Source organism: Pseudarthrobacter sp. Y6, from assembly GCF_050156205.1.
Classification (GTDB): Bacteria; Actinomycetota; Actinomycetes; order Actinomycetales; family Micrococcaceae; genus Arthrobacter.
In genome coordinates this window covers 3883066-3906682 of the sequence record NZ_CP189574.1, presented here as the reverse complement: position 1 = coordinate 3906682, position 23617 = coordinate 3883066, and the positions used below count along the sequence as shown (strand labels likewise).

General features: G+C 64.3%; 20 protein-coding genes. 14 read left to right on the top strand and 6 right to left on the bottom strand.

Annotated elements, in window-relative coordinates:
* The first annotated feature begins 4 nt into the window (after window positions 1-4).
* Window positions 5-2008 carry a vWA domain-containing protein gene (locus ACQCSW_RS18805; RefSeq protein ID WP_426988336.1) on the top strand — a complete coding sequence of 668 codons (2004 nt, stop codon included), beginning with the start codon at window positions 5-7 and terminating at the stop codon, window positions 2006-2008.
* Window positions 2009-2252: 244 nt separating this feature from the next.
* On the opposite strand, the gene ACQCSW_RS18800 is transcribed toward ACQCSW_RS18805, so the two are convergent.
* On the bottom strand, window positions 2253-2576 hold the full coding sequence (locus ACQCSW_RS18800; protein WP_426988334.1) for a hypothetical protein: 324 nt from the start codon (window positions 2574-2576) through the stop codon (window positions 2253-2255).
* Window positions 2577-2689: 113 nt separating this feature from the next.
* On the opposite strand from ACQCSW_RS18800, the gene ACQCSW_RS18795 reads away from it, so the two are divergent.
* The 5 genes from ACQCSW_RS18795 to ACQCSW_RS18775 all read left to right on the top strand — a co-directional run bounded on the left by ACQCSW_RS18795 (window position 2690) and on the right by ACQCSW_RS18775 (window position 7561).
* On the top strand, window positions 2690-2833 hold the full coding sequence (locus tag ACQCSW_RS18795; protein ID WP_426988332.1) for a hypothetical protein: 144 nt from the start codon (window positions 2690-2692) through the stop codon (window positions 2831-2833).
* A gap of 504 nt (window positions 2834-3337) precedes the next feature.
* Entirely contained in the window at window positions 3338-4852 is a 1515-nt protein-coding gene (locus ACQCSW_RS18790; RefSeq protein WP_426988330.1) for a purine-cytosine permease family protein, read from the top strand.
* Window positions 4845-5456, top strand: coding sequence for a TetR/AcrR family transcriptional regulator (locus ACQCSW_RS18785; protein WP_426988328.1), 612 nt, complete (start codon window positions 4845-4847; stop codon window positions 5454-5456). The genes ACQCSW_RS18790 and ACQCSW_RS18785 overlap by 8 nt, the downstream gene beginning before the upstream one ends.
* Before the next feature lie 99 nt (window positions 5457-5555).
* On the top strand, window positions 5556-6545 hold the full coding sequence (locus ACQCSW_RS18780; protein ID WP_426988326.1) for a nitrilase-related carbon-nitrogen hydrolase: 990 nt from the start codon (window positions 5556-5558) through the stop codon (window positions 6543-6545).
* The gene (locus tag ACQCSW_RS18775) at window positions 6542-7561 is read left to right on the top strand and encodes an agmatine deiminase family protein (RefSeq protein ID WP_426988324.1); all 1020 of its coding nucleotides are present in this window, start codon (window positions 6542-6544) and stop codon (window positions 7559-7561) included. Before ACQCSW_RS18780 ends, ACQCSW_RS18775 begins: the two co-directional genes overlap by 4 nt.
* Window positions 7562-8677: 1116 nt before the next feature.
* Here the strand turns inward: ACQCSW_RS18775 and ACQCSW_RS18770 are convergent.
* The 5 genes from ACQCSW_RS18770 to eat all read right to left on the bottom strand — a co-directional run bounded on the left by ACQCSW_RS18770 (window position 8678) and on the right by eat (window position 14458).
* Window positions 8678-9457, bottom strand: coding sequence for a 3-oxoacyl-ACP reductase (locus tag ACQCSW_RS18770; RefSeq protein WP_058931121.1), 780 nt, complete (start codon window positions 9455-9457; stop codon window positions 8678-8680).
* Window positions 9458-9484: 27 nt separating this feature from the next.
* The gene (locus ACQCSW_RS18765; RefSeq protein ID WP_111909164.1) at window positions 9485-10852 is read right to left on the bottom strand and encodes an aldehyde dehydrogenase family protein; all 1368 of its coding nucleotides are present in this window, start codon (window positions 10850-10852) and stop codon (window positions 9485-9487) included.
* On the bottom strand, window positions 10833-11594 hold the full coding sequence (locus tag ACQCSW_RS18760; protein WP_426988321.1) for a gamma-glutamyl-gamma-aminobutyrate hydrolase family protein: 762 nt from the start codon (window positions 11592-11594) through the stop codon (window positions 10833-10835). Before ACQCSW_RS18760 ends, ACQCSW_RS18765 begins: the two co-directional genes overlap by 20 nt.
* Window positions 11575-12957, bottom strand: coding sequence for a glutamine synthetase family protein (locus ACQCSW_RS18755; RefSeq protein WP_111909165.1), 1383 nt, complete (start codon window positions 12955-12957; stop codon window positions 11575-11577). Before ACQCSW_RS18755 ends, ACQCSW_RS18760 begins: the two co-directional genes overlap by 20 nt.
* A gap of 64 nt (window positions 12958-13021) precedes the next feature.
* A complete protein-coding gene (gene eat, locus ACQCSW_RS18750) occupies window positions 13022-14458 on the bottom strand; it encodes an ethanolamine permease (RefSeq protein WP_426988318.1) in 1437 nt (478 codons plus the stop codon).
* A 205-nt stretch (window positions 14459-14663) separates the two neighbouring features.
* Between eat and ACQCSW_RS18745 the strand changes: the two genes are divergently transcribed.
* The 8 genes from ACQCSW_RS18745 to ACQCSW_RS18710 all read left to right on the top strand — a co-directional run bounded on the left by ACQCSW_RS18745 (window position 14664) and on the right by ACQCSW_RS18710 (window position 23555).
* Window positions 14664-15425, top strand: a complete 762-nt coding sequence (locus tag ACQCSW_RS18745) for a FadR/GntR family transcriptional regulator (RefSeq protein WP_426988316.1) — start codon at window positions 14664-14666, stop codon at window positions 15423-15425.
* 141 nt (window positions 15426-15566) lie between these two features.
* Window positions 15567-15857 carry a hypothetical protein gene (locus ACQCSW_RS18740; protein ID WP_426988314.1) on the top strand — a complete coding sequence of 97 codons (291 nt, stop codon included), beginning with the start codon at window positions 15567-15569 and terminating at the stop codon, window positions 15855-15857.
* Window positions 15858-16208: 351 nt separating this feature from the next.
* Window positions 16209-17363, top strand: a complete 1155-nt coding sequence (locus ACQCSW_RS18735; RefSeq protein WP_426988312.1) for an ROK family protein — start codon at window positions 16209-16211, stop codon at window positions 17361-17363.
* Window positions 17364-17422: 59 nt separating this feature from the next.
* Window positions 17423-18499 (top strand): extracellular solute-binding protein, encoded by a 1077-nt coding sequence (locus tag ACQCSW_RS18730; RefSeq protein ID WP_426988310.1) that lies wholly within the window; start codon window positions 17423-17425, stop codon window positions 18497-18499.
* An 84-nt stretch (window positions 18500-18583) separates the two neighbouring features.
* Window positions 18584-19669 (top strand): ABC transporter ATP-binding protein, encoded by a 1086-nt coding sequence (locus ACQCSW_RS18725; protein WP_426988308.1) that lies wholly within the window; start codon window positions 18584-18586, stop codon window positions 19667-19669.
* Window positions 19666-21417 carry an ABC transporter permease gene (locus ACQCSW_RS18720; RefSeq protein ID WP_426988306.1) on the top strand — a complete coding sequence of 584 codons (1752 nt, stop codon included), beginning with the start codon at window positions 19666-19668 and terminating at the stop codon, window positions 21415-21417. Before ACQCSW_RS18725 ends, ACQCSW_RS18720 begins: the two co-directional genes overlap by 4 nt.
* A gap of 21 nt (window positions 21418-21438) precedes the next feature.
* Window positions 21439-22953 (top strand): lyase family protein, encoded by a 1515-nt coding sequence (locus ACQCSW_RS18715; RefSeq protein WP_426988304.1) that lies wholly within the window; start codon window positions 21439-21441, stop codon window positions 22951-22953.
* Window positions 22950-23555 (top strand): carbohydrate kinase family protein, encoded by a 606-nt coding sequence (locus ACQCSW_RS18710; protein ID WP_426988302.1) that lies wholly within the window; start codon window positions 22950-22952, stop codon window positions 23553-23555. The genes ACQCSW_RS18715 and ACQCSW_RS18710 overlap by 4 nt, the downstream gene beginning before the upstream one ends.
* Window positions 23556-23617 lie beyond the last annotated feature (62 nt).

Below are 23617 nucleotides of genomic sequence, written 5' to 3'. Positions count from 1 at the left end.
TGCCATGAGCCTTCACAACCGGTCCAGGTACGGCCGCTACACCGGCGGACCTGACCCGCTGGCGCCGCCGGTGGACTTGGCGGAGGTGCTGGACGCCGTGGCCGAGGACGTCATGGCCGGCTACTCGCCCCGGCGAGCGCTCCAGGAGTTCCTGCGGCGCGGCGGCCGCAGCCAGGAAGGTCTGGACGACCTCGCCGGCCGGATCCGGCAGCGCCGCAAGGACCTCCTGGGCCGGCATAACCTGGACGGCACCCTCAACGAGGTCAAGAAGCTGCTGGACGCCGCGGTGCTGGAGGAACGCAAACAACTGGCCCGCGACGCCATGATGGACAACACCGACCGCGCGTTCCGCGAGATGCAGCTGCAGAACCTGCCCAAGTCCACAGCCGCCGCCGTCAACGAGCTCGCCTCGTATGACTGGCAGTCCAGCACCGCACGGGAAACCTACGAACGGATCAAGGACCTGCTGGGCCGCGAAGTCCTGGACCAGCGGTTCGCCGGCATGAAACAGGCGCTGGAAAGTGCCACGGAGGAGGACCGGGCGGCCGTCAGCGAAATGCTGCGCGACCTCAACGCTCTCCTGGACAAACACCGGCGCGGCGTGGACACGGAGGAGGACTTCCAGGAGTTCATGGCCCGCCACGGCCAGCACTTTCCGGAAAACCCGCAGTCCGTGGAGGAGCTGGTGGACGCGCTGGCCAAGCGGGCGGCCGCAGCCCAGCGGCTCCTGCAGTCCATGTCCCCGGAACAGCGCGCAGAACTGATGCAGCTCTCCGCACAGGCGTTCGGCTCGCCCGAGCTTATGGCACAGCTGGGCCAGCTGGACGAGACCCTCCAGGCCCTGCGCCCCGGCGAGGACTGGACCGGTTCCGAACGCTTCGAAGGCCAGGAAGGGATGGGACTGGGCGACGGCACCGGCGTACTCCAGGACCTCGCCGAACTGGACGACCTCGCCGAGCAGCTCTCCCAGGACTACGACGGCTCACACCTGGATGACGTTGATCTCGACGCCCTGGCCCGCCAGCTCGGACAGGACGCCGCCGTTACTGCCCGCACCCTTGCGGAGATCGAAAAGGCAATGCACGACGGCGGCTACCTCCGGCGCGGGGACGACGGGGACCTGCGGCTGTCACCGCAGGCCATGCGGCGCCTCGGCAGGTCACTGCTGCGTGACGCCGCCAAGCAGCTGTCCGGCCGGCAGGGCCGCCGGGAGACCCGGCTTGCCGGCGCGGCGGGGGAGCAGACCGGTTCCAGCCGTCCGTGGGAGTTCGGGGATGCCGCGCCGTGGGACGTGACCCGGACCATCACCAACTCGATCCGCCGGACCATTGCCGACGGCGGCGACCCGGGCCGTGGCGTCCGCCTGGCCATGGAAGACATTGAAGTGACGGAGACGGAGGAGCGCACGCAGGCCGCCGTCGCCCTGCTGGTGGACGTGTCCTTCTCGATGGCGGCGGAGGGGCGCTGGGTTCCCATGAAACGCACCGCGCTCGCGCTGCACCACCTGGTCTCCACCAGGTTCCGCGGCGACCGGCTGCAGCTCATCACGTTCGGCCGCTACGCCCAGACCATGGACATCGGCGAGCTCACCGCCTTGCCGGCCTTCCGTGAGCAGGGCACCAATCTGCACCACGGCCTGCTGCTGGCCAGCCGATTCTTCCGCAAGCACCCGACCATGCAGCCGGTCCTCCTGGTGGTGACTGACGGCGAACCCACCGCCCACCTGCTGCCCGACGGGGAGTCGGCATTCTCCTGGCCGCCGCACCCGGAGACCATCCGCAGGACCGTTGAGGAACTGGACCGTGTGGGACGGGCCGGTGCGCAGTCCACGTTCTTCCGCCTCGGCGACGATCCGGGCCTGGAACGCTTCGTCCAGCGGATGGCCCGCCGGATCGACGGCCGGGTGGTGGCGCCGGAAGCGGGGGAACTCGGAGCTGCCGTGGTGGGGGAATACCTCCGCGCTCACTTCCGCGGCCGCCCTTACGGCGACTCCGACTGGGCTGAATAGAACGTTCAACGCCTCGGCCCGCTGATTCAGGCTACCGTTCCCAAGCCCGCCACCGGGGCGCAGCTCGCCGCGTCCATCACCTCCCTCCTCAGTGACGACGGCATTAATGTCAACGGTGCCATCCGGGCGTCCGACGGCGGGAGGTCCCTCCGTCGTCCGCTCAGCCAGGTTCTGGCCCTGAGGACGCCGCCGATGGCGTTTGCCAACGGCAGGAGGACGTTAGGCCTGACCGTAATCGTCTCGCCTAGGTGCTGAGTTTCCAGTGGATTCGGATGGCCTCGGCAATTGGGCCAGCGGTGACGTCGACCCGGAAAGCGACGGGCGCGGTCGCTGTCTCTTCGATGACCGAGTCACTGTACACGCGGCCGCATGAGGGACACAGGGTGTAGAGATCCTCATCCTCAGGCCATTCCGCCAGTTCCGCGGGGACCGGGGTGTTCTCGCCGACATAGACGGGCACGCCTTCTGAGTTGGCCTGAATCAAGCCGTCCTTGCTGACGGTGTTCCCGCACACGCAGGTGATGGTGGTTACATCGTGACCGATCACAGCGGCGGTTTCAGAGTCCATGATGACCTTCCCGGTGCTGGAAGAGACGTTCTGCTATTTAGCCTATGCCTGTTGATCCGTACGGTCGCACTGGAATTAGATTACGTCGCTCAGGCCCGGCGGGAGGACGCTCCATGGGGGAACACAACACATCCGGAGAACCCAAGACACCGAAGCCAGCCCGATTCTCTGCCGCCGTCCTGCCCGTGGTGGGCCCCGTCGCGGTGCTGGTAGGGTGCCTCGTCGCGTGGAGCAACGCGAAGGCCAGCTTCGCTTGAAAGGGGAGCGGACGCCCGGCCGGAACGGAGCGCCTGCGATGCGTCGCTCTTGGACGATGCGATTGCCCATCGCCAGGAAACACGGCAGCACTTGAGCTGGGAGCGCAGTTTCCAGAGTCCGCACAGCCTCGGGACCCAAATTCTTTGCCCTCCTTTTTGCCCAATAGGATGCAAGCTATTCGGTGTTAGGCGTGGTTCCTGGGTAACCCATTTGCGGTCGTGCTGGCCTTCTTGACGCACAGCAGGATTGCGGTCACCGGTAGCGCTGTGCACATGATGCCGCTGACCAGGACAATATTGGATCCGTCTTGGCTGTCGGGACCAGAAGGCCGACGAGTGCCATGAGCGCCGGCTCATCAATACCCGGCCGGACGCCTCGGTGACCGGCTCTAGGCCGCCCCAGATTAGCTCGCCATGGCATGAAGATCGTACTTGACTGAAAATTCAGTCAGGATTATGGTTATTGCAATACATCAACGTGATGTACCTCATGAAAGGCTTGCCATGATCAGCACGCGCTTCCGCAAAGACGCGGATTCCGCCGGTGCCGCATCCGCGCACAAGGACCGCTTCGGCCGCATTGAATCGGCCGGCATTGAGTTCATTCCCGACGAACAACGCACGTCCCGCCCCCGGAACCTGTTCACGGTGTTCTTCGGCGGCAACTTCGCTTTCTCTGTCATCGTTTTTGGCTGGCTTCCCATAACCTTCGGCTTGAACTTCATCGGGGCCGCCACGGCCAGCCTCGCCGGCCTCGTGGTCGGTACGGCCCTGATCGCCCCGATGGCTCTCCTGGGGCCACGGACCGGCACCAACAACACCGTTTCCAGTGCCGCACATTTCGGCACCCGCGGGAGGTTGATCGGTTCCGCCCTGACCCTATTGTTCGCCCTCGCCTACGCCGCCATCGCGGTCTGGACTTCGGGCGACGCGCTGGTTGCCGCCGCCGAGCGGCTGCTGGGCGTACCCGTTGACGGCACCACGCTGGCCATCGGTTACGCCGTAATCTCCGTGGAAATCGTATTGGTGGCGCTTTTTGGCCACGGCACAGTGGTGGCGATGCAGAAATTTGTTGCCCCGGTGGTCGGCATTCTGCTGCTCATCGGCGTCGTTGCTTTCGCCCCCACGTTCAGCCCCACCTCCGTGCACGCCGACTACCTGCTGGGCGACTTCTGGCCCACCTGGATCTTGTCCGCCGTCATTTCCGTCGGGGGACCGCTGTCCTACGCGCCCACGCTGGGCGACTACAGCCGGCGCATCTCCCGGAAGCAGCACTCGGACCGTTCCGTCGTCGGCGCCACCTGCCTCGGGGTGTTCCTGGGCCTGTTTGTCACGGCTCTCTTCGGCGCTTTCACGGCCTCGGCCATTCCGGAGCTCGGCGGCTCCTACGTTGCAGACCTGGTGCGTTCGGCGCCGGCCTGGTATTTGCTGCCGATCCTCATCATCGCGTTGGCGGGCGGGCTCGGCCAGGGCGTGCTCAACCTCTACGCCAGCGGGCTGGACCTCGAAGCCCTCTTCCCGCGGCTGCGCCGCATCCACACCACCCTCATAACGTCGGTGATCGCCGTCGGACTCCTCTACCTGGGTGTCTTCGTGTTCAACGCGGTGGACTCCATCACCGCCATGACGCTGGTACTCAACGGACTCGCCGGCCCGTGGGTGGCCATCAACGTTCTGGGCTTCCTGATCGCCCGCCGCGGCCAATACCACGCCGGTGATCTCCAGCTGTTCCGCGCGAACGGACCCCGCGGCCGGTACTGGTTCAGTAACGGCTGGAATCTGCGGGCCGTCATTCCCTGGGCCATCGGATCGGTCTTTGGTCTGCTGGCAACCGACACTTCCCTGTACACCGGACCGCTCTCGCAGCTCGCCGGGGGAGTCGACCTCAGCTTCATCGGGTCCACGCTCGTCGGGGCGGCAGGCTACCTGCTCGCCCTGCGGGTTTGGCCCGAACCCGCCGCTACGCCGGAGTCCGCACGGGAGGAAGGTGAGCACGTATTACTGTCAAAGCATGAGTGAAAAACTAACCAGGATCCTCAACGCCGCCACCACCTGCATCGCCAGGAGCGGCGTCCGGGGAATGCGTGTCAATGATGTGGCTGCAGAGGCCGGAGTTTCGCCGGGCCTCCTGTACTACCACTTCACCGACCGGGCCGGCCTGCTTGCCGCAACGCTGGAACACATCAACAAGCAGGTCAGCAAGGACGACGCCGTCCTCTCCTCCCTTAATGCCGAAGACCGCTCCCGCCACGTCAGGCATCTGCTCCTTGACGAAATCAAGGACGACGCTGACGTTCGCCGGAATTCGGTGGCCTGGAATGAGCTCCGGGCCTGCTCCATCTTTGAACAGGAACTGGCGGAACCACTTTCCCGGACAACGGCGGAATGGAACCGCGAGATCGCCCAGGCCATCGTGGCCGCCAGCGAAGGCACCAGCGAGGACGAAGCCTCAGTCACGGCTGAGATCCTCACCAGCTTGGTGGAAGGGATCTCCGGCCGCTGGCTCAGCGGTTTCATCACCACAGACCACGCGCGTTACCTGTTGACGACGGCCATCGACTCACTCACCACAGGGCGCCCGACGGCGTCGCAGGAACCTGCCGCACAGGGTCTTGCCAAATGAACTTCATTCCCAACTTTCAATCACTTTTTGATCGACGCGATTTCGACGGAATCCCGCGATCATGCACGGACCCCTAAGGTCCCGTTAGGAAGCACCACCATGGATATCTTCGCCAACACCGAGGCACCCGCCTCCTTCGCCCGGAGCCAGGAAAGCACCCGCCGGCCCCTCCGTGTGGCCTTGGTCCAGCACCGCTGGCGGGAAAACGCAGCCGAGCTGGCGTCGGTGCTGACCGGGGCCATCGGCAAAGCCGCCGACGCCGGAGCCAAGGCCGTGTTCCTGCCGGAACTGACGTTGTCCAAATATCCGGCCAGCGTCCGGGCCGGCAGTAATCCCGCCCGGAATGCCGAGGACCTGCTCAACGGCCCCACCTTCGAGTTCGCTGCCGGCGCGGCCCGGCAGCACAACGTCACCGTCCACGCCTCGCTCTACGAGCGCTCAGACGGAAGCGACGGACTGGGCTTCAACACCGCCATCCTCGTCTCGCCCCAGGGCGAGCTGCTGGCACGCACCCGCAAGACCCACATTCCCGTCAGCGCCGGCTACTACGAGGACACGTACTTCCGTGCCGGACCGGCCGGCGACGCCTACCCCGTGCACCGCCCCGCGGAACTGAACGGGGCCGCCGTCGGACTCCCCACCTGCTGGGACGAATGGTTCCCGGAGGTCGCCCGGCTGTATTCGCTGGCCGGCGCGGAAATCCTGGTCTACCCCACGGCCATCGGCTCAGAGCCGACCTTCCCGGAGTTCGACCACCAGCCGCTGTGGCAGCACGTGATCACAGGCCACGGCATCACGAACGGCACGTTCATGGTGGTCCCCAACCGGACCGGCGACGAAGGCGACATCAACTTCTACGGTTCCTCGTTCATCTCCGATCCCTACGGCCGCGTCCTGGTCCAGGCGCCGCGGGACCGGGAAGCCGTCCTGGTGGCCGACCTCGACCTGGACCAGCGCAAGGACTGGCTGGACCTCTTCCCGTTCCTGACCACGCGCCGCCCCGACACCTACGCTGAGCTCACCCGGGACGTCGATTTCGACCGCCCGTACGGCGCGGTATCCGCCCCGCAGACCGCGGCCCAGCCATGAGCTGGATGATGCCGAGCGAAACGGCCCGCCAGGAAAGGGTCTGGATGGCATTTCCGCCGGAGCGTTCCTCGATAGGGCACACCGCGGAGGAAACCCGTGAGGCACGCACCGCGTGGGCAGCCGTGGCGCATGCTGTGGCGGAATTCGAGCCGGTCACCATGGTCGTGGACCCGCCGGATATGGCTGCCGCGCGGACGTATCTTTCGGCTGGCATTGACCTGGTGGAGGCGCCCCTCGACGATGCGTGGATGCGGGACATTGGGCCCACATTCGTGACCGGCGACGACGGCAGGCTGGGCGGGGTGGACTGGGTCTTCAACGGCTGGGGGCAGCAGGACTGGGCCAGCTGGGGCAAGGATTCTGATGTAGGTGCGGAAGTGGTGAGGCAGGCCGGGGCGGAGCTGCTGGACAGCCCGCTGGTCAATGAAGGCGGCGGGATCCAGGTGGACGGTCTGGGCACCGTGCTGGTCACCGAGACGGTGCAGTTGGATAAGTTCCGGAACCCACACCTGACCAAGGCGGACGTCGAAGCCGAGCTGGCCCGCACCATCGGTGCCACGCATGTGATCTGGCTGCCGCGCGGGCTGACCCGCGATACGCAGGAACTCGGAACCCGCGGACACGTGGACATCGTGGCCGCGATCCCGTCACCCGGTGTGTTGCTGGTCCACTCCCAGCGCAACCCATCGCACCCGGACTTCCAGATCACCGCCGACATCATCGCCATGCTCGCCGGGACCCGGGACGCGCAGGGCCGTGCCTGGGACATCGTGGAGGTACCCGCCCCGGACACCCTGCACGACGAGTTCGGCTGGGTCGACTACAGCTACATCAACCATCTGGTGGTGAACGGCGGCGTCATTGCCTGCAGTTTCGACGACCCCGCGGACGCTGGAGCCCGCCGGATCCTGGAGCAGGCCTATCCGGGCCGCGAAGTAGTGACGGTCGATGCCCGCCCCATCTTCGCCCGGGGCGGCGGCATCCATTGCATCACCCAACAACAGCCGGCTGTCTGACCGCGGCAGCCCTGCAGCCCGCTGCTGTGTAGCCCCCTGCTGTCGGGTCCCGGACTGCCACCCTTCCTGGTTCCGCAGCGGCCGGGCATGCTCCCTGAAGGGGGGAGTATGGGGCGACTCAGGCGCCGTCGCCCGAATCCTCGCTACGGCCGCAATGGAGGGGGACTCGTTGAGGACCTCGGGCACGCGGGGGCCCGCAGGCCGCCGCGCTGCGGGGCAGTTCGCCGGGCCGGGCAAGCCATGGACCCGGGAACCCTCCGCGATCTGCTGCAGAAATCGGTATCCCGGCCCAGTCCGGCAGAACCGCAGCGATCCGACAACTCGTCCTCCAGATGCCGCCGCTGCTGGCCCAGGCACTCGGTTACCAGCACAACAGCACCACCAGGATCGCAGCAGAAGCCGGATCACCCTGGAGCGGATACGCTCCCGGCGACCACAGCCGATAACAACTCCCGCAACACCGAGCCATTCCCAGCCGCGACAAAGTCAGCCACTCCCATCGACAGACTACTTAGAAAATCCGAAGAATACCGACTACGCAATCAACGGTCATTACCAGTCCCGACCCCCTGATCCACAGCCCCGCACCGCCCTGTTGGCCTGAATCAAGCCGTCCTGGCTGACGGTGTTGCCGCACACACAGGTGATGGTGATGACATCGTGACCGACCACATTTGTCGACGGCGACGCTTGTAAATCCTCGTGGTGGTGGCTGCCCAACGGCAAACCTGAAGTGCCGGTGTTTGCAGTCAGGACCACTGTGGCAGGGTCAATACTGGCCGAGCTGGACCTGCTCGGCAAGCTCTTCCCGGCCGCAGACAAAATCCGGGCACGTGAGCTGGCGAAGGACTAGTGGCCGGCCCGTGCGGTGAAGGACGAACTTCGTATGATCAGGCTGCCGGAGGAGGAAGCCGCAACCTTGTGATGCTGCCTAACCGTGGGCGGTCGCCACTGCAGGGAGCGGCACCAAACGCAAGCGGACGACGGCGGGAAGTCCCGCCGTCGTCCGTTCAAGTTACGGCGCTGCAACGGTCTGCTCGACCGCCCTGGAACCGGAACCGGCTAGTCCTCGGTGGTCACGCCGCGGCCGGCAGCTGTCATCCAAAGACCTGACCGTCACTCAGGGGTTACGTAGGCGCCTGAGATGCCGCCGTCAACCAGGAAGGTCGAGGCGGTGATGAAGGAAGAATCATCGCTGGCGAGGAAGGCGACTGCTGCTGCCAGTTCTTCCGGTTCGGCGAACCGGCCCAAGGGAACGTGAACGAGGCGGCGCGCTGCCTTCTCGGGATCCTTGGCGAAAAGTTCCTTCAGCAGGGGCGTGTTGACGGGTCCCGGGCAGAGAGCGTTGACCCGGATTCCCTGTCGGGCGAATTCGACGCCGAGTTCCCGGCTCATGGCCAGCACTCCGCCCTTGGATGCGCTGTAGGAGATCTGAGAAGTGGCAGCACCCATGACCGCAACGAACGACGCAGTGTTGATGATTGAGCCCTTCCCTTGCGCCTGCATGTACGGGAGGGCGTATTTGCAGCAGTAGAAAACGGAGGTCAGGTTCACTTCCTGGACCCTGCGCCACGCATCGATTCCTGTATCGATGATTGAGGCATCGTCTGCCGGCGAGATTCCGGCATTGTTAAAGGTGATGTCAACGCTTCCATAGGTTTCGTGGGTCACGGCGTAGAGGTTCTTCACTTCCTCTTCGCTGGTGACATCGACCTTCACATAGAGGCCGCCGACCTCGTCGGCAGCCCGCTGCCCGGCGGTTGGGTCCAGATCTGCGATGACCACATGGGCCCCTTCTGCGGCGAAGCGGCGAGCTGTGGCGAGCCCGATCCCGCTGGCGCCGCCCGTGATGACAGCGCTGCGTCCCTTGAGGCGGTTGGAAATTACTTCAATCATTTTTTCTTCCTTTTGTGGTGGGGACGTTTATGGGTTGGTGGAGATGAAGACGTTTTTTGTTTCGGTGAACGCGTTCAGGGCGTCCGGGCCGAGTTCCCGTCCGAGTCCTGACTGCTTGAATCCTCCAAAGGGAGTGGAGTAACGCACCGAGGAATGGGAGTTGACGGAAAGGTTTCCCGACTCGAGTCCTCGGGCCATCCTCAGCGCCTGACCGATGTCCCGTGTCCAGATGGATCCGGAGAGTCCGTAGATCGAGTCATTCGCCAGGCGGAGTGCGTCGGCTTCGTCCTTGAAGGGAACGACTGCCACGACGGGGCCGAAGATCTCCTCGTGCATTACCCTGTCCTCGCGGGAGGGCGTAAGAACAGTGGGGGGAAACCAGAACCCCTTGCCGTCCGGCGCGGATCCCTGGAAAGCCACAGATGAGCCGTCCGGGACGAAGCCGGATACTGTGCGGTGCTGGGCTGCGGAAATCAGCGGGCCCATGAACGAAGCCTCGTCGCTGGGGTCGCCGACCCGCAGGGCTTTCACTACGGGTTCCAGGAGCTCGAGGAATTTTTCATAGACGCTGTCCTGGACCAGGATTCTGGAGCGGGAGCAGCAGTCCTGCCCGGCGTTATCAAAAGCGCCTCCGGGTGCTGCTGCTGCAGCGGCGTTAAGGTCCGCATCGGCGAAGATGATGTTGGCGCTCTTGCCGCCCAGCTCCAGGGTCACGGGCTTGACCTGCTCAGCGCAGCCGGCCATGATCCGCTTACCGACGCCGGTTGAACCGGTGAAGACAACCTTCCGCACTGCAGGATGGGTCACGAATCGTTCCCCGACGACTGAGCCCTTGCCCGGGATGATCTGCAGGACTCCTTCGGGCAGGCCTGCATCCCTGGCCAGCCGTCCGAGCCGAATGGCAGTCATGGGAGTCAGTTCCGCCGGTTTCAGAACGACAGTGTTGCCAGCGGCAAGGGCGGGGGCGAAGCCCCAAGCGGCAATGGGCATGGGGAAGTTCCACGGGACGATTACCCCAACGACCCCGAGGGGTTCGTTGAAGGTGACGTTGACCCCTCCAGCTACTGGAATCTGCTGGCCAAGGTGCCGCTCGGGGGCTGCGGAGTAGTACGTCAGGACATCGCGGACATTCCCTGCTTCCCATCGGGCATTACCGATGGTGTGCCCGGCGTTGCGTACCTCCAGCTGGGCAAGATTTTCCAGGTCGGCGTCTACTGCCGCAGCAAACCTGCGTAGCAGGAGAGCCCGGTCTGCAGGGGCAACATGGCGCCAGGTCTCAAAGGCCTGGGCGGCCTTTTCGATTGCCCTGTCAGTGTCCTCAAGTGTTGCAAGGGTTATGGTCTCGATTACCTCTTCCGTTGCCGGATTCAGTACGTCAAACGTGCTGGTGGACATTGCCGGAGCTCTCCGTTCGATTTTTGCGGTAATTGATTGCAGCCTCAATGAACCCATTGAAAAGCCGGAGGTCGTTGGGATTCTGTTCCGGGTGGAATTGGACCCCTAGTGCCCATCCGCCCGTTGTCGTTTCGAGGGCTTCCACCGTGCCGTCGGCAGCCGCGGCCGTGACGGAAAGGCCGTCAGCGATCCGGTCCATGGCCTGATGGTGGTAACAGGGTGCGCTGGCCAATGGCCCCAGCAGAAGCCGGCTGATGCTGCCGGGCGCCGTTGTGAACTCCACGTTGCCGAATACACCCGACGCCGGTTGGTAGTCCGCCTCCGGGTTTACATCGGGGAGGTGCTGAATCAGCGATCCGCCCATGGCGACATTGAGGATCTGGGCTCCCCGGCAGATGGCGAAGAGGGGGACTTCGGCCTCCAAAGCTGCCTTGGTCAGGGCGATGTCGTGCACGTCCCTGGCTGGTTGGGCGCGGGTGAGCCGGTGGGGCTGCGCCCCATACTGTTCCGGGCCCACGTCGCTGCCCCCAGAGATGATCAGTCCGTCGAGCACCTCCACGATCGATGGGTCGGTGCCGACGGGCGGCAACAGGACAGGAGTGCCGCCGGCAGCGACGACGGCCTGAACGTATGTTCCCGGCAGAACTGCTGCGTCTGCTGTCCAGACGCCCCAGGAAGCTTCCTGAAAGTAGGTTGTCAGCCCGATCCGTGGGCGGTGGCTATCAGAGCCGTTCAAAGACACGCTTGCGCTCCCAGTCCGTTACGGCGCTGTCAAAAGCTTTCAGCTCGACATCTGCTGCGAAGACATAGTGGTCCACAACTTCATCGCCGAAGGATTTGCGTGCAATCTCGCTGTTGGTCAGCAGCGCACGGGAGTCCCGCAGGTTGGTGGGTATGCGGTCAGCGTCGGACTGGTAGGCGTTACCGGTCATGATCGGTTCGAGGGGGAGCTCATTCTCGATACCGTGGATGGCGGCGGCGATAAGCGCGGCAGCTGCGAGATAAGGGTTGACGTCCCCGCCTCCAACGCGGTTTTCCACCCGAAGGCCGGGACCGCGGCCGACGATGCGCAGAGCGCAACTGCGGTTGTCCAGCCCCCAGGCGATGGCTGTGGGAGCGAAGCTGCCTTCTACAAAGCGTTTGTAGGAATTGATGTTCGGGGCGACGAAGTACGCCAGCTCCTTCAGCCCGGCGAGTTGGCCTGCGATGAAGTGCTCCATGACAGGGCTGAAGCCGTGCTCGCCATCCCCGGCCAGGACCGGATTGCCGTCCAGATCGGTCAAGCTGAAGTGGATATGGCAGGAACTGCCTTCACGTTCGTTGTACTTCGCCATGAACGTAATGCTCTTGCCCTGTTGCGCGGCGATTTCCTTGGCCCCGTTTTTGTAGAAAACGTGGTTGTCGCACGCAGTAAGCGCTTCAGCGTATCGGAACGTGATTTCCTGCTGGCCCAGGTTGCACTCGCCCTTGGAGGATTCAACGACCAAGCCTGCCTTTTCCATGCCCGTTCGAATGCTCCGGATGACCGGTTCCAGTCTTGCCGTGGCCAGGAGTGAGTAGTCCACGTTGTAGCGGGTTGAAGGGGTGAGTCCCTCGTATTTCTTGTCCCACGCTTCTTCGTAGCTGTCGTCAAACATAATGAATTCGAGCTCGGTGCCGATATGGGCGCGGTATCCCAAGGCCTCCAGGCGTTCGATCTGCGCGCGCAGGATTTGGCGTGGGGACTGGGAAACGGGGCGGCCGTCAAGCCAGAAGATGTCGCACTGGATCATGGCAGTGCCTTCCAGCCACGGCACCCGGCGCAGGGTGGAGACGTCAGGCCGCATCACCATGTCTCCATAGCCGTTCGCCCACGAGGACATGGAGTACCCGTCAATGGTGTTCATCTCCACATCCACGCTCAGGAGGTAGTTGCAGCCCTCGGCCCCGTGCCCCAGCACGTCTTCGAGGAAAGACCTTGCCCCGCAGCGTTTACCCTGCAGGCGTCCCATCGAATCGGTGATGGCAACGACGACGGTGTCGATGTCACCGGACGCGACCAGGTCCCGCAGCTCATCGACGCCGAGTTGGCCTTGCGCGGACGTACCGGTTGTTTGATTCGTCATGTGATTTCCGTACCTTTGATCGTATTTATGAGGGAAAGTGTTTGGACCGTGAGGGGGACGGGTGTCAGCTTTTGAGTTCGGCCTCGGCTGCAGCCAACTGCGCGAATTCCTCTTCGGGAGCGCCTGCAACGATGCGGTGCCGGCTGTAGAACCAGTAGTAGAGGAGCGCTGCGCCAAAGATTGCAGCTGTTATGGATGCGGCGAATACGTCGACCACAAATGTTGCGACGACCGCGACCGCAGCAAGAACCAGCGCGATTGAGGTGGTGACGACCCCTCCGGGTGTCCGGTAACCGCGGGGCAGGTCCGGTTCTTTCCTCCTCAGCACAATGTGCGAGAGGTTCAGGAGGACATAGGAGACTGTGGCACCAAAGACGGCGATGTTGATCAGGAGTGCGCCGTCACCGGTTATTGCCGCCAGCAAAAAGCCGATTGAGCCAGGGACGATCAGTGCCCAATAAGGGGTCCGCCGTTTGCCTGTCAGGGACAGCCATTTGGGAAGGTACCCTGCCCGGGACAGAGCGAAGAGCTGGCGGGAATAGGCATAAATGATGGAGAAGAAGCTGGCCACGAGCCCGGCGAGGCCAGCATAGTTGACGAAGTCCGCCAGGAAAGTGTTGCCACCGTACGCCAGGCGCAGGGCCTCCGGGAGGGGATTATCGGACTCACTCATTGCCGCTGACCCTGCGGCGCCCGGAACGAGTACGAGCATCAGGGCCCCGAAGACGACCAGAATCACTACAGCGACCATGATGCCCCGCGGCATGTCCTTCTTCGGATCCGCCGTCTCCTCAGCGGCCAGGGGAACCCCTTCGACTGCAAGGAAGAACCAGATGCCATAGACCAGTGCACCGACGGCGCCGCTGATTCCCATCGGGAGAAAAGCGCTCGAGGTGGGCGAGCCGTCAGGGACTATGTCAAAGAGGTTCTGGGCGTTGAAATGCGGGATCAGGCCCACGACGACGGCGGCCAGGGCGACGACGGCGACTGCGGTGATGCCGAAGATCATCTTGAGAGCCTCTCCCACTCCGCGGAGATGGATGCCCACAAAAACAGCGTAGGTCACCAGATACACCGGCCAAGAGTTGGTCAGGCCAAAAAGTCCCAGCGCTTCAACGTAGCCGCCAATGAAGATGGCTATCGCAGCTGGCGCAACGGCGTATTCAATGAGCACGGCCATCCCGGTGGCGAATCCGCCCAAGGGGCCCAGTGCGCGACGGGCGAAGCCATATCCGGCGCCTGTCGCAGGAAGTGCCGAGGACAGCTCGGCGAGGCCGAAAGCCATACACGTGTACATGACGCCCATGAGAACAAATGCGAGGAGGAGACCGCCCCAGCCGCCTTGGGCGAGGCCGAGGTTCCACCCAGCGAAGTCGCCGGAGATGACATAAGCAACTCCGAGTCCGGCAAGCAGGATCCACCCCGCGGCTCCGCGCTTCAGCTGCCGGTGCTGGAGATATCGCTTGTCTTCGGTAAGCTGGGCTGATTCAGAGGATGACACTGTGAATCCCTTCGTCCAAGGGTATTGGTATGAAATAAGACCATAAGCTCGTTACAGTGTGGGTCAGATCACGCGTACGGTCAAGAGATTCCTTGATCTCAGGGACCTTTTTCTTGGATCAGCCCCGCTTGCGCCAGTGCAAAGGCTTTACCGCTCCATTGATCCCCAGTCATAGGCCTTTTTTTGGACCGATTAGGATAAAGGCATGGAAGAGGAACTGTTGGGAACTCCCGCCCCGATTCTCCGCCCCGTCCGGCACGGTAACGCTTTCGAGGAAACGATCGAACGCTTGCTCCAGAACATCAAACTCGGTCTGTTCGGCGTAGGGACCAAACTGCCAGCTGAACGGGATCTTGCCGAGATGCTGGGCGTATCGCGCGCCACCCTGCGGGATGCTTTAGCCGAGCTGCAGAAGGCCGGATACGTCGAAGTTCAGCGCGGCCGCTACGGAGGAACGTACGTCTGCAGCCGGCCAGCTGCAGGTTCGGGGTCTTACCCGGAACTCGATCCGGCCGAGGTGAACGACGTCCTTACCTTTCGCAGCGTACTCGAACCGGCGGCCGCGTCCTTGGCGGCCAAGGCTACGTTATCCCCTGCCCAGCGCAGCCACCTGCTGAGGACTTTGGCAGAGGTGGCCACTGCACCGGCCAATCTGTACCGGCCGAAGGACGCAAGGTTTCATGTGGCGATCGCAGAAGTGGCTGGATCGCCAAGCCTTGCCCTCGCGGTGGCGGATGTCCGCTCAAAGGTGAGTGACCTGCTGGACCGTATACCTCTTATCCAGCCCAACCTGGAACATTCCAACCGGCAGCACCAGGAAATAGTGGACGCGATACTCCGGGGCGACGATGAGGCAGCCTATAAAGCGGCGCAAGATCATCTGCAGGGAACAGCATCGCTGCTACATGGATTCCTCGGATCCTCTCAGGCAGATGGTTTCCCGCAATCATCTGCATTAAAGCGTTGAGCTGGCAGGCCTTCCCCCAAATCGAGCGCGCCGGACAGGCGCGGACAGCCAGTGGCTCGCGGCTCGCTCGGAGGCGACCACCTGGTAAGCGGCGCAGCGGGGCGACGTGCCCGTGCTGGTAACCAGCTGTTGCTAGTTGAGGTGTTCTTTGCCGAGGACCGGAAGTTCGTCCGCCGTGCTGGCACGAATAAGGGGAATCGGCCAGCGGGCCGCACGGTTCGGATCAATCGCGTCGTCCGTGATCCCGGCGGTGAAGTCCTCGAAGCCGAAGACCTTGAAAAGCGCTTCGCGCCCGAATTTCGTGTGCTGATCGCCCTGCTTCAGGCGGCCGGACTGCTCAGTAAGCTCTTCCCGGCAGCAGATCTAACCAGTGCAGGTGAGCTGGCGGAAGACTATTGGCCGTCCGGCGCGGTGAGGACGAACTTCGTATGACCAGACTGGCGGAGCAAGAATCCGCAACCTTATGATGCTGCCTGAAATCGCCAGGCGCGGGAGTCGTCGGTCTGCGTAGACTCCAGCAGCCCGCCGCCGACCCAGCGCTTCAGCGCGAGCTTTCTCGGCGTCGTCGAACTCCATGAGGGCCAGCCGGCAGAGCCCATCAACATTTCTCCTCCACGCGGCAGCGAACTCCCTGGTCGTCATCTCCTCTGAGCAGGAACCGTGAAAGCGATTGCACTCGGGGGTGCATCGGATGGCCGATCTTGAGGCCTGCCGCACAGCGGGGGCTGGGTCGTCCGCACTTTTGTCCTTGCGCTCTTACTTTATTCGCCGTATAAAGCAAGTATGTTACCTGGGTCACAGGGCAGGGCCCCGACGGGGAGGGATGCGCTGCGCAGAATCCGGGTCGGTGCCATCTTCAGCACGCTGCTCAAGGCGGGTCCCATGGCGCGAACGGACCTGGCGCACCGGACCGGGTACAGCCCCTCCACGGTCACGGGCATCGTGCAGGACCTCAGCGACGCCGGCTATCTGCGGGTTGTGGGGCAACAGGAATCGACCGGCGGCCGGCGGCGGACCCTGATCGAGCTCAACCGCTCCTCGGTGACCATCGCCGTCGTCGGTCTCCGGGGCACCCGGATCTGGTGCGCCCTGGTGGACCTGGAGGGCAATCGCCTGGATGCCGCTGAACAGGATTTCGATCCCGCGGACCCGGTGGGCAGCACGGCGAGCACTGTGATGTCACTCCACCGCCGGGCGGTAATTCCACCCGTTCACGTGGTGGTTGCACTGCCCGGCGTCGTCGCCTCCGACGGTTCCGTGGCCTTGGCGCCCGCGTTCGGCCCCGTTGCCCACCTCCGCCTCGTGGACGAACTCGAAGCCACAACAGGGCTCCGCGCCACAGTGGAAAATGACGTCAACCTCATCGCCCTGGGGGAGCGGGTGGACGGCGCGGGCAACGGCGTAGAGGACCTGGTCCTGATCCATGTTGCCGAGGGCATCGGGGCGGCGATCATCGCCGGCGGAGAGGTCCTGGACGGGTCAAGCCGTTCCGCAGGCGAAATTGGCTTCCTTCCGCAGGGCCTGGCGGCCAGCCCGCGCGGGGAACGCGGGGAATACGAACGGCGCTGGACCGCCGCCGGCATCCGCGAATCCGGAGCGCTGCTCGGTCTGTCGCTCCCTGAGGCGACAGTGGTTGAATCCCTCTGCAGCGCCAGCGCACCGGCGGCTGTTGGGCTCCTCGAGGATGTCATCCAGGCCTGGGCCTTCGCCGCCATCATCTGCGTTTGCGTAGTCAACCCCGCACGCGTGATCTTCTCCGGCGACGCCGTCCTCCTGACCCGCGATGCGCGGGAAAAGCTCCGCGGCACGGTCCAGAGGTCAGCGCCGTCCCTGACCGAAGTGGTCTTCGCCGAGCTCGGACATGAGGCAATCCTCCATGGCGCCATTGCGAAGGTGGTGAAGAGCCCCGCGACCCTCTTCACCGAGGTCGCCGGATGAACGAACCACGAAGTCTCAAATTCCAAGCATCAGCCAGACAAAAGTACTAGGAGAAACCAATGACGTCACGTCCATTGCGATTCGCGCTGCTGGCCGGCGGTCTCGCACTCACCCTGGGAATGTCTGCCTGCGGACTCGACTCTCCCAAGCCCTCCGCTTCGTCGTCCGGAGCCGAAGGTCCAGGGACCCTGACCATCTACACGGCGCGGGACAAAGCCCTGGCCACGGAAGTAATAGCAGATTTCGAAAAGGCCAACCCGAACTACACCGGCAAAATCCAGCTGCTGACACTGGGCGCGCAGGAGGCCCTGGAACGCGTCAAGGCCGAGAAGTCCAACCCGCAGGGTGACATCTGGTGGGGCGGCACGCAACAGCAGATGCAGCAGGCCGCTGCTGAGCAGGTGCTGGCTCCGGCGCCGAAGGACGTTATCGACGCCGTCCCCGCCGCCCAGCGCGATGCGGACGGACTCTGGGTAGGGGAGATGAAGCTGGCCGAGGTCATCTTCTACAACAAGGACATGCTCACCGCAGACCAGGCTCCCAAGGACTGGGATGACCTCATCAGCCCCGCGATGAAGGACAAGATCGCCATCCGCGACGTCCTGGCATCCGGAACCATGCGCAGCATTTACGCAGCGATGATTGACCGCCAATTCGACGCGACGGGCAGCCCCGACGCAGGCTACGAGTGGCTCAAGAAACTGGATGCCAACACGAAGGTCTACGCCGCCAACCCGACGGACCTTTACCTGCGGATCATACGCCAGGAAGCCGCGGTCACCGCCTGGAACCTGCAGGACGTCATGCTGCAGATCCAGAACCAGAAGGCGCCTTTCACTCCGGTAGTGCCGGCATCCGGGGCGCCGATGCTGATTGACGGTGTGGCAAAGATCAAGAACGGCCCGTCTTCTGCCGGAGCGGATGCCTTCCTTTCCTTCCTCATGAGCGAGGAGGAGCAGAGCAAGCTCTCAGAGACGTACTTCCAGATCCCCACGATCTCACTGCCCAAGGAACCGTCCTGGCTGGCTGACCTGAACCTGAAGGAAATGAACGTCAACTGGGAACGCGTCAACAAGAGTCAGCCCGAGTGGAGCAGCTACTGGGCTGCCAACATCAAGGGCCAAGGCAACAAATAGCGCCGGGCACGGCGGGGCGGCCACCGTCCGCCCCGCCGAACTCCAACCTGGCCACCACACAACTACCACCTCTGTGGAGCAACAATGACTCGCGTCTTCCTCAACGGCATCAGCAAGCAGTATCCGGGGGCCAAGCCGGCGGTATCAAACCTCACGATTACCATCGAAGACGGCGAATTCTTCACCCTGCTGGGTCCTTCCGGCTGTGGCAAGTCAACAACCCTGCGGATGGTGGCAGGATTCATCCAGCCTTCCAGCGGAAGCATCCACTTCGGCGACAAAGACGTCACCAACGCGGCACCGAACAAGCGGGACACCGGCATGGTCTTCCAGAACTACGCTTTATTTCCGCACATGAGCGTCCGGGGAAACGTCGCCTACGGTCTGAATGCGCGCAACGTGCCCAAGCAGGACAAGAACAGGCGGATCGACGAGGCGCTCGCCCAGGTGGGACTCGAAGAGTTCGGCGACCGCCGGATCGACATGCTTTCCGGCGGACAGCAGCAGCGCGTGGCTTTGGCCCGGGCCCTGGTGATCCGCCCGGCGGCCCTGCTGCTGGACGAGCCGCTCTCCAACCTGGACGCGAAGCTGCGCGAGGAAACGCGTACCGAAATCAGGTCCACGCAGAAGGCGGCAGGCACCACCTGCCTCTACGTCACCCATGACCAAGCCGAGGCAATGGCGATGAGCGACCGCGTGGCGGTGCTTAATGAAGGCGAGCTCCATCAGGTCGGGTCACCCCGCGAGGTCTACAACCGCCCCGCGACGGCATTCGTCGCCAGATTCATCGGCCGCTCCAACGTGCTGCCCTGTACCGTGCTCGGCGTCGACGGCGGCTCCGTCAGCATCAGCTTGGCCGACGGCACCGTTCTCAAGACAACCCGGGTGGAGGGATCGATATCGGCCCGGGTCACCGCCGGGGACCAGGCGGCGGTGTCGCTCCGGCCGGAATCCATCGGCCTCACCGTCAGCCCGGGGAAGGAGACTGCTGGCCAACTCGCCGGGAGGATCCTTACCGCGGAGTTCACCGGCGCGGTCAATATCTACGAGATCGACTGGCACGGCGAGCAGATCGTTGTCTCGGCGCCGGACACCGTGGACCGCGCCGAACCCGGGGACCTCGTATCGATGGCACCGCACCAGGACCGCGTGTGGCTGGTGGAGCCGTGACGATTGCTGCCCCGAGGGTCCGGTTACGGTCCTCCCTCACGTCTTCGGACCGGTTCGTCTACTTCCTCGCCGCCCCGGTGGTTCTGGTGCTCCTGGTGTACATTGTGGTGCCGATGCTTGCCACGGCCACCACCAGCGCCGAGGGCGGAGGGAGCGCCTACAAAGGATTCATCAACGGCTCATCCGCCACGGCGCTGGGACTCTCGGTGGGCATCTCGGTGGGATCGGTCCTGACCACCGGAGTACTCGGCACGGCACTCGCCGTCCTGTTGTCGCGCTTTGATTTTCCGGGCCGCAGGGTGCTGCGGCTCTTCGCGCTGCTGCCCATGGCGCTGCCTCCACTGATCGGCGCCGTGTCCTTCTACTTCCTGTACGCCGAAAGCGGCATCGTTCCACGCTTCCTGGCGCGCTACTTCGGCGCCGACGCCGCTGCGGTCTCCGCCAACGGCGTCTGGGGTGTGCTGCTGGTCCACACTATGACCATGTACCCGTATTTCTACCTCGCCGTGTCCTCGGCGCTGGCCGGATCCGATGCCTCCATGGAGGAAGCGGCGCTGAACCTGGGCGCGAGCCGGTTCCGGATGTGGCGGACAGTCCTCCTGCCTATGCTCACCCCGGCGCTGGTCTCCGGAACCCTGCTGACCTTCATGGTCTCCATGGCATCCTTCACCGCGCCCCAGTTCTACAACGTGCAGACGCTGACCATGCAGATCGTCGCCTCACGGACCAGCGGCGCATACGATGTGGCCGCGGCCCAGGCCGTGGTCCTCTCCGTCGTGTCAATCTTCTTCCTGCTGGCCATGCGCTGGTACGAAAACCGGCGCCTCCACCGTGGCGCCTCCAAGGGAACGCCCCAGGTCGTGAAGGTCCTGCATGGGGTGCTGCCGCGCACCGCTGCCGGCGTCGGATCGTTGCTGCTCGTCCTGTTCCTGATGGCGCCGCCGGCCACGATAGCCTTGCTGTCCTTTACCGTGGACGGGTCGTGGACCACGCAGATCCTGCCGCCGGACTACACACTGGACAACTTCGCCCGGATCTTCACGGACCCCGTCACGCTGCGTCCGATCCTGGTCAGTGCCCAGATGTCCTTTGTCGCCATGATTGGCTGCATCCTGGTTGGTGTCCTCGCTGCCTGGGTGGTCACCCGGTGGAAAGGCCCGGGCAGGGGCTTGCTCGATGTGATGGTGATGCTCCCGTGGGCGCTCCCCGGCACCGTCATCGGCGTCAACATCGTCACGGCCTTCGCCACCCCCGGCCCGTTCAATCTCGGCCAGGTACTGATCGGATCCCTTTGGATCCTCCCGGTGGCCTATTTCGTTCGCTTCCTGCCCCTGGTGTTCCGCTCCGCCAACGCGTCGCTGGCGCAGATCGACCCCAGCGTCGAGGAAGCTGCACGGAACCTTGGCGCGGGTCCCTGGCGTGCCCTGCGGACCGTGACGGTGCCCCTGATGGCCCGCGGCATCCTGGCCGGTGCGCTGATGGCGTTTATCCAGGGCTTCGGTGAGTACGTGGCGTCCGTGGTGGTCTACCCCGCCCGCTACGCCCCGTTGTCCGTCGAGATTTACAACCGTATCTACTCCAACGAGTTCGGCACGGCCGCGGCCTACGGCACGCTTCAGATGGCCCTGATCCTCATCGTGCTGGTCATCGCCCAACGGCTGGAGACACCCCGCCGCGACAGGAAGGCGCGGGGGGAGCAGCCCGCCGGCGCGCCCCTCACTCCCGTTATGGCCCCCATACCCACCTGATCCATGGAACCGGAGATACGAATGAACGCCCCAACCGATCCGTCCATGCCGCGCCCCGACCTCAAGGATCAGGAAAACCTCAGCATCTACTGGGACAACCACCTGCGGGACGCCTTCGACGAAGCAGCACCGCACATCTACCCGGGCATGGTCGAAGCAAGCTTGGCGCACGTCCTGATGCTGACCCGGCAGGGCATCCTGCCGCGTGGCCGGGGGGAAGTCCTGCTGAAGGGGCTGCTGGAACTGTGGGCCAGAACCGAATCGGGCGAACAGGCGTACGTTTTCGATGGCAGCGTTGAGGATCCGTACTACTTCCTGGAGCGGCACCTCGCCGCCGAGTGCGGGATCCCAACGTCCGAACTCGACGTCCAGCTGGCCAGGAGCCGGAACGATCTCGACGCCGGGGTGTTCCGGATGGTCCTGCGGCGCCAACTGCTGGACCAGGCCGCCCTCGTGGTCCAGGCTGCCAAGGACGCGGCCGTGCAGGCCGCCGCGAACGCGGACAGCCTGATCATCGGGTTCACGCACCGCCGCCCGGCCCAACCGACGACGATAGGCCACGTCCTCGCCGGGCTTTCCGAAGCGATACTCAGCCAGGCAAAGGAAATGCTCAGCATCTACGACGAGCTGAACGTTTCGCCGCTGGGATCGGCCGCGTTCACCGGCACCGACCTGCCGATCGACCCGCTGATGGTCGGCGAGCTCACCGGATTCGATTCAAGCTTCACCTCCAGCTACGAAGCCGTGGCGGGAGCGGAACACTTCATGCGGCTGGCCGCCGTCCAGGCCCGGATCACCGCGACCGGCGCCCGCTTCGCCCGCGTGCTACTCGAATGGATGACCTTCAAATGGGTCGAAACGCCCACGGCCTACACGCAGGGCTCGTCGATCATGCCGCAGAAGAAGAACCCGGTGGTGCTCGAACACATGGTGTCCATGGCCGGTGTCACCGCGGCGGACATGGCAGCTACCTACGCGAACATCGGCTCCGCCTGGTACGAGGACTCCAACAACGCCACCACGGACGTGCAAAAGCACCTGTGGCGCGCCGGGGAACGCGTGGTCCGTTTTATGCGGATGATGGACGGGCTGCTGCTGGACCTTCGGGTGCTCCAGTTGCCGGACCATGCGGAAATCGTCGCCTCCGGCGCCACCACCACGGCCGTTGCGGAGGCGCTCGCCGCCCGGGGCATCCCCTGGCGGGCCGCCCACGACGTCGTCGGCCGGCTGGTACGCGCCGACGCGCCGGCAGACTGGACAGTTAACGGAGTCGCGAGGGCCTTCGCGGACGCCGGCATAGACGCCACGGAAGAGCTCGTGGCCACGACGCTGAGCGCCGGGCAACAGCCGGAACTGATCCTCGCCCGTACGCAGGACGGAAGTCCTGGCAGCGAGGCAGTGCGGCGCAACGCCACCGAGTCGGAACATCGCGCAGAGGCTTTCGGCGTTGAAGTCCAGCGCAGGAGGAGCCGGATAGACGCTGCCAGGGACCGGCTGATGGCAGCCGCTGCGGAGGCAGGAAGGGGACATTGGTGACCGATGGAATCACCATCATCGGGAACACCAATATCGATGTTGTGGTCGCTGACACCCGGGACCCGCCCGAGCCTGGTACGGAGCACGTGGTGTCCGCTGTCTTCATTCGGCTGGGCCGCTCGGCAGGAAACTTCGCTGTCAGGTGCGCCGGCCTGAACTGCCCCACCACCCTGGTCAGCCGGGTTGGCGACGACACGTCGGTGACGGTCCTGGAATCGGAACTTCGGCTGCCCTCGCTCGAGGCGCGGTTGCTCCGGACCCCCGGTAGACGTAGCGGCATCACCGTTGCCGTGGAACCTCCGGGGCGGGACCGGGCATTCCTTTCCTCCCTGGGTGCCATGACGTCGATGACGCCGGACGACAACACTGACGACATGCCGTCCAATAGATACGTCGCTTTGGCCGGTTACTTCCTGTTGCCGGGGATGCGCGGCCCGGCGGCAGCAGACCTGTTCGGGCGGGCCGCTCTGTCGGGCGCCCAGACAGTGCTGGACACCGGCTGGCCTCCGGAAGGATGGAGCCCGGCCACGCGGCAGGAAGTGGTCAACGCTCTTGCCTGGTGGACATCTTCCTGCCCAACGACGACGGACTGCACAGCCTGATGGACACGGGAACACCGAGCGGGCCGCCCTCCGGCTGTCCGTCACCACGAATACGCTCGTTG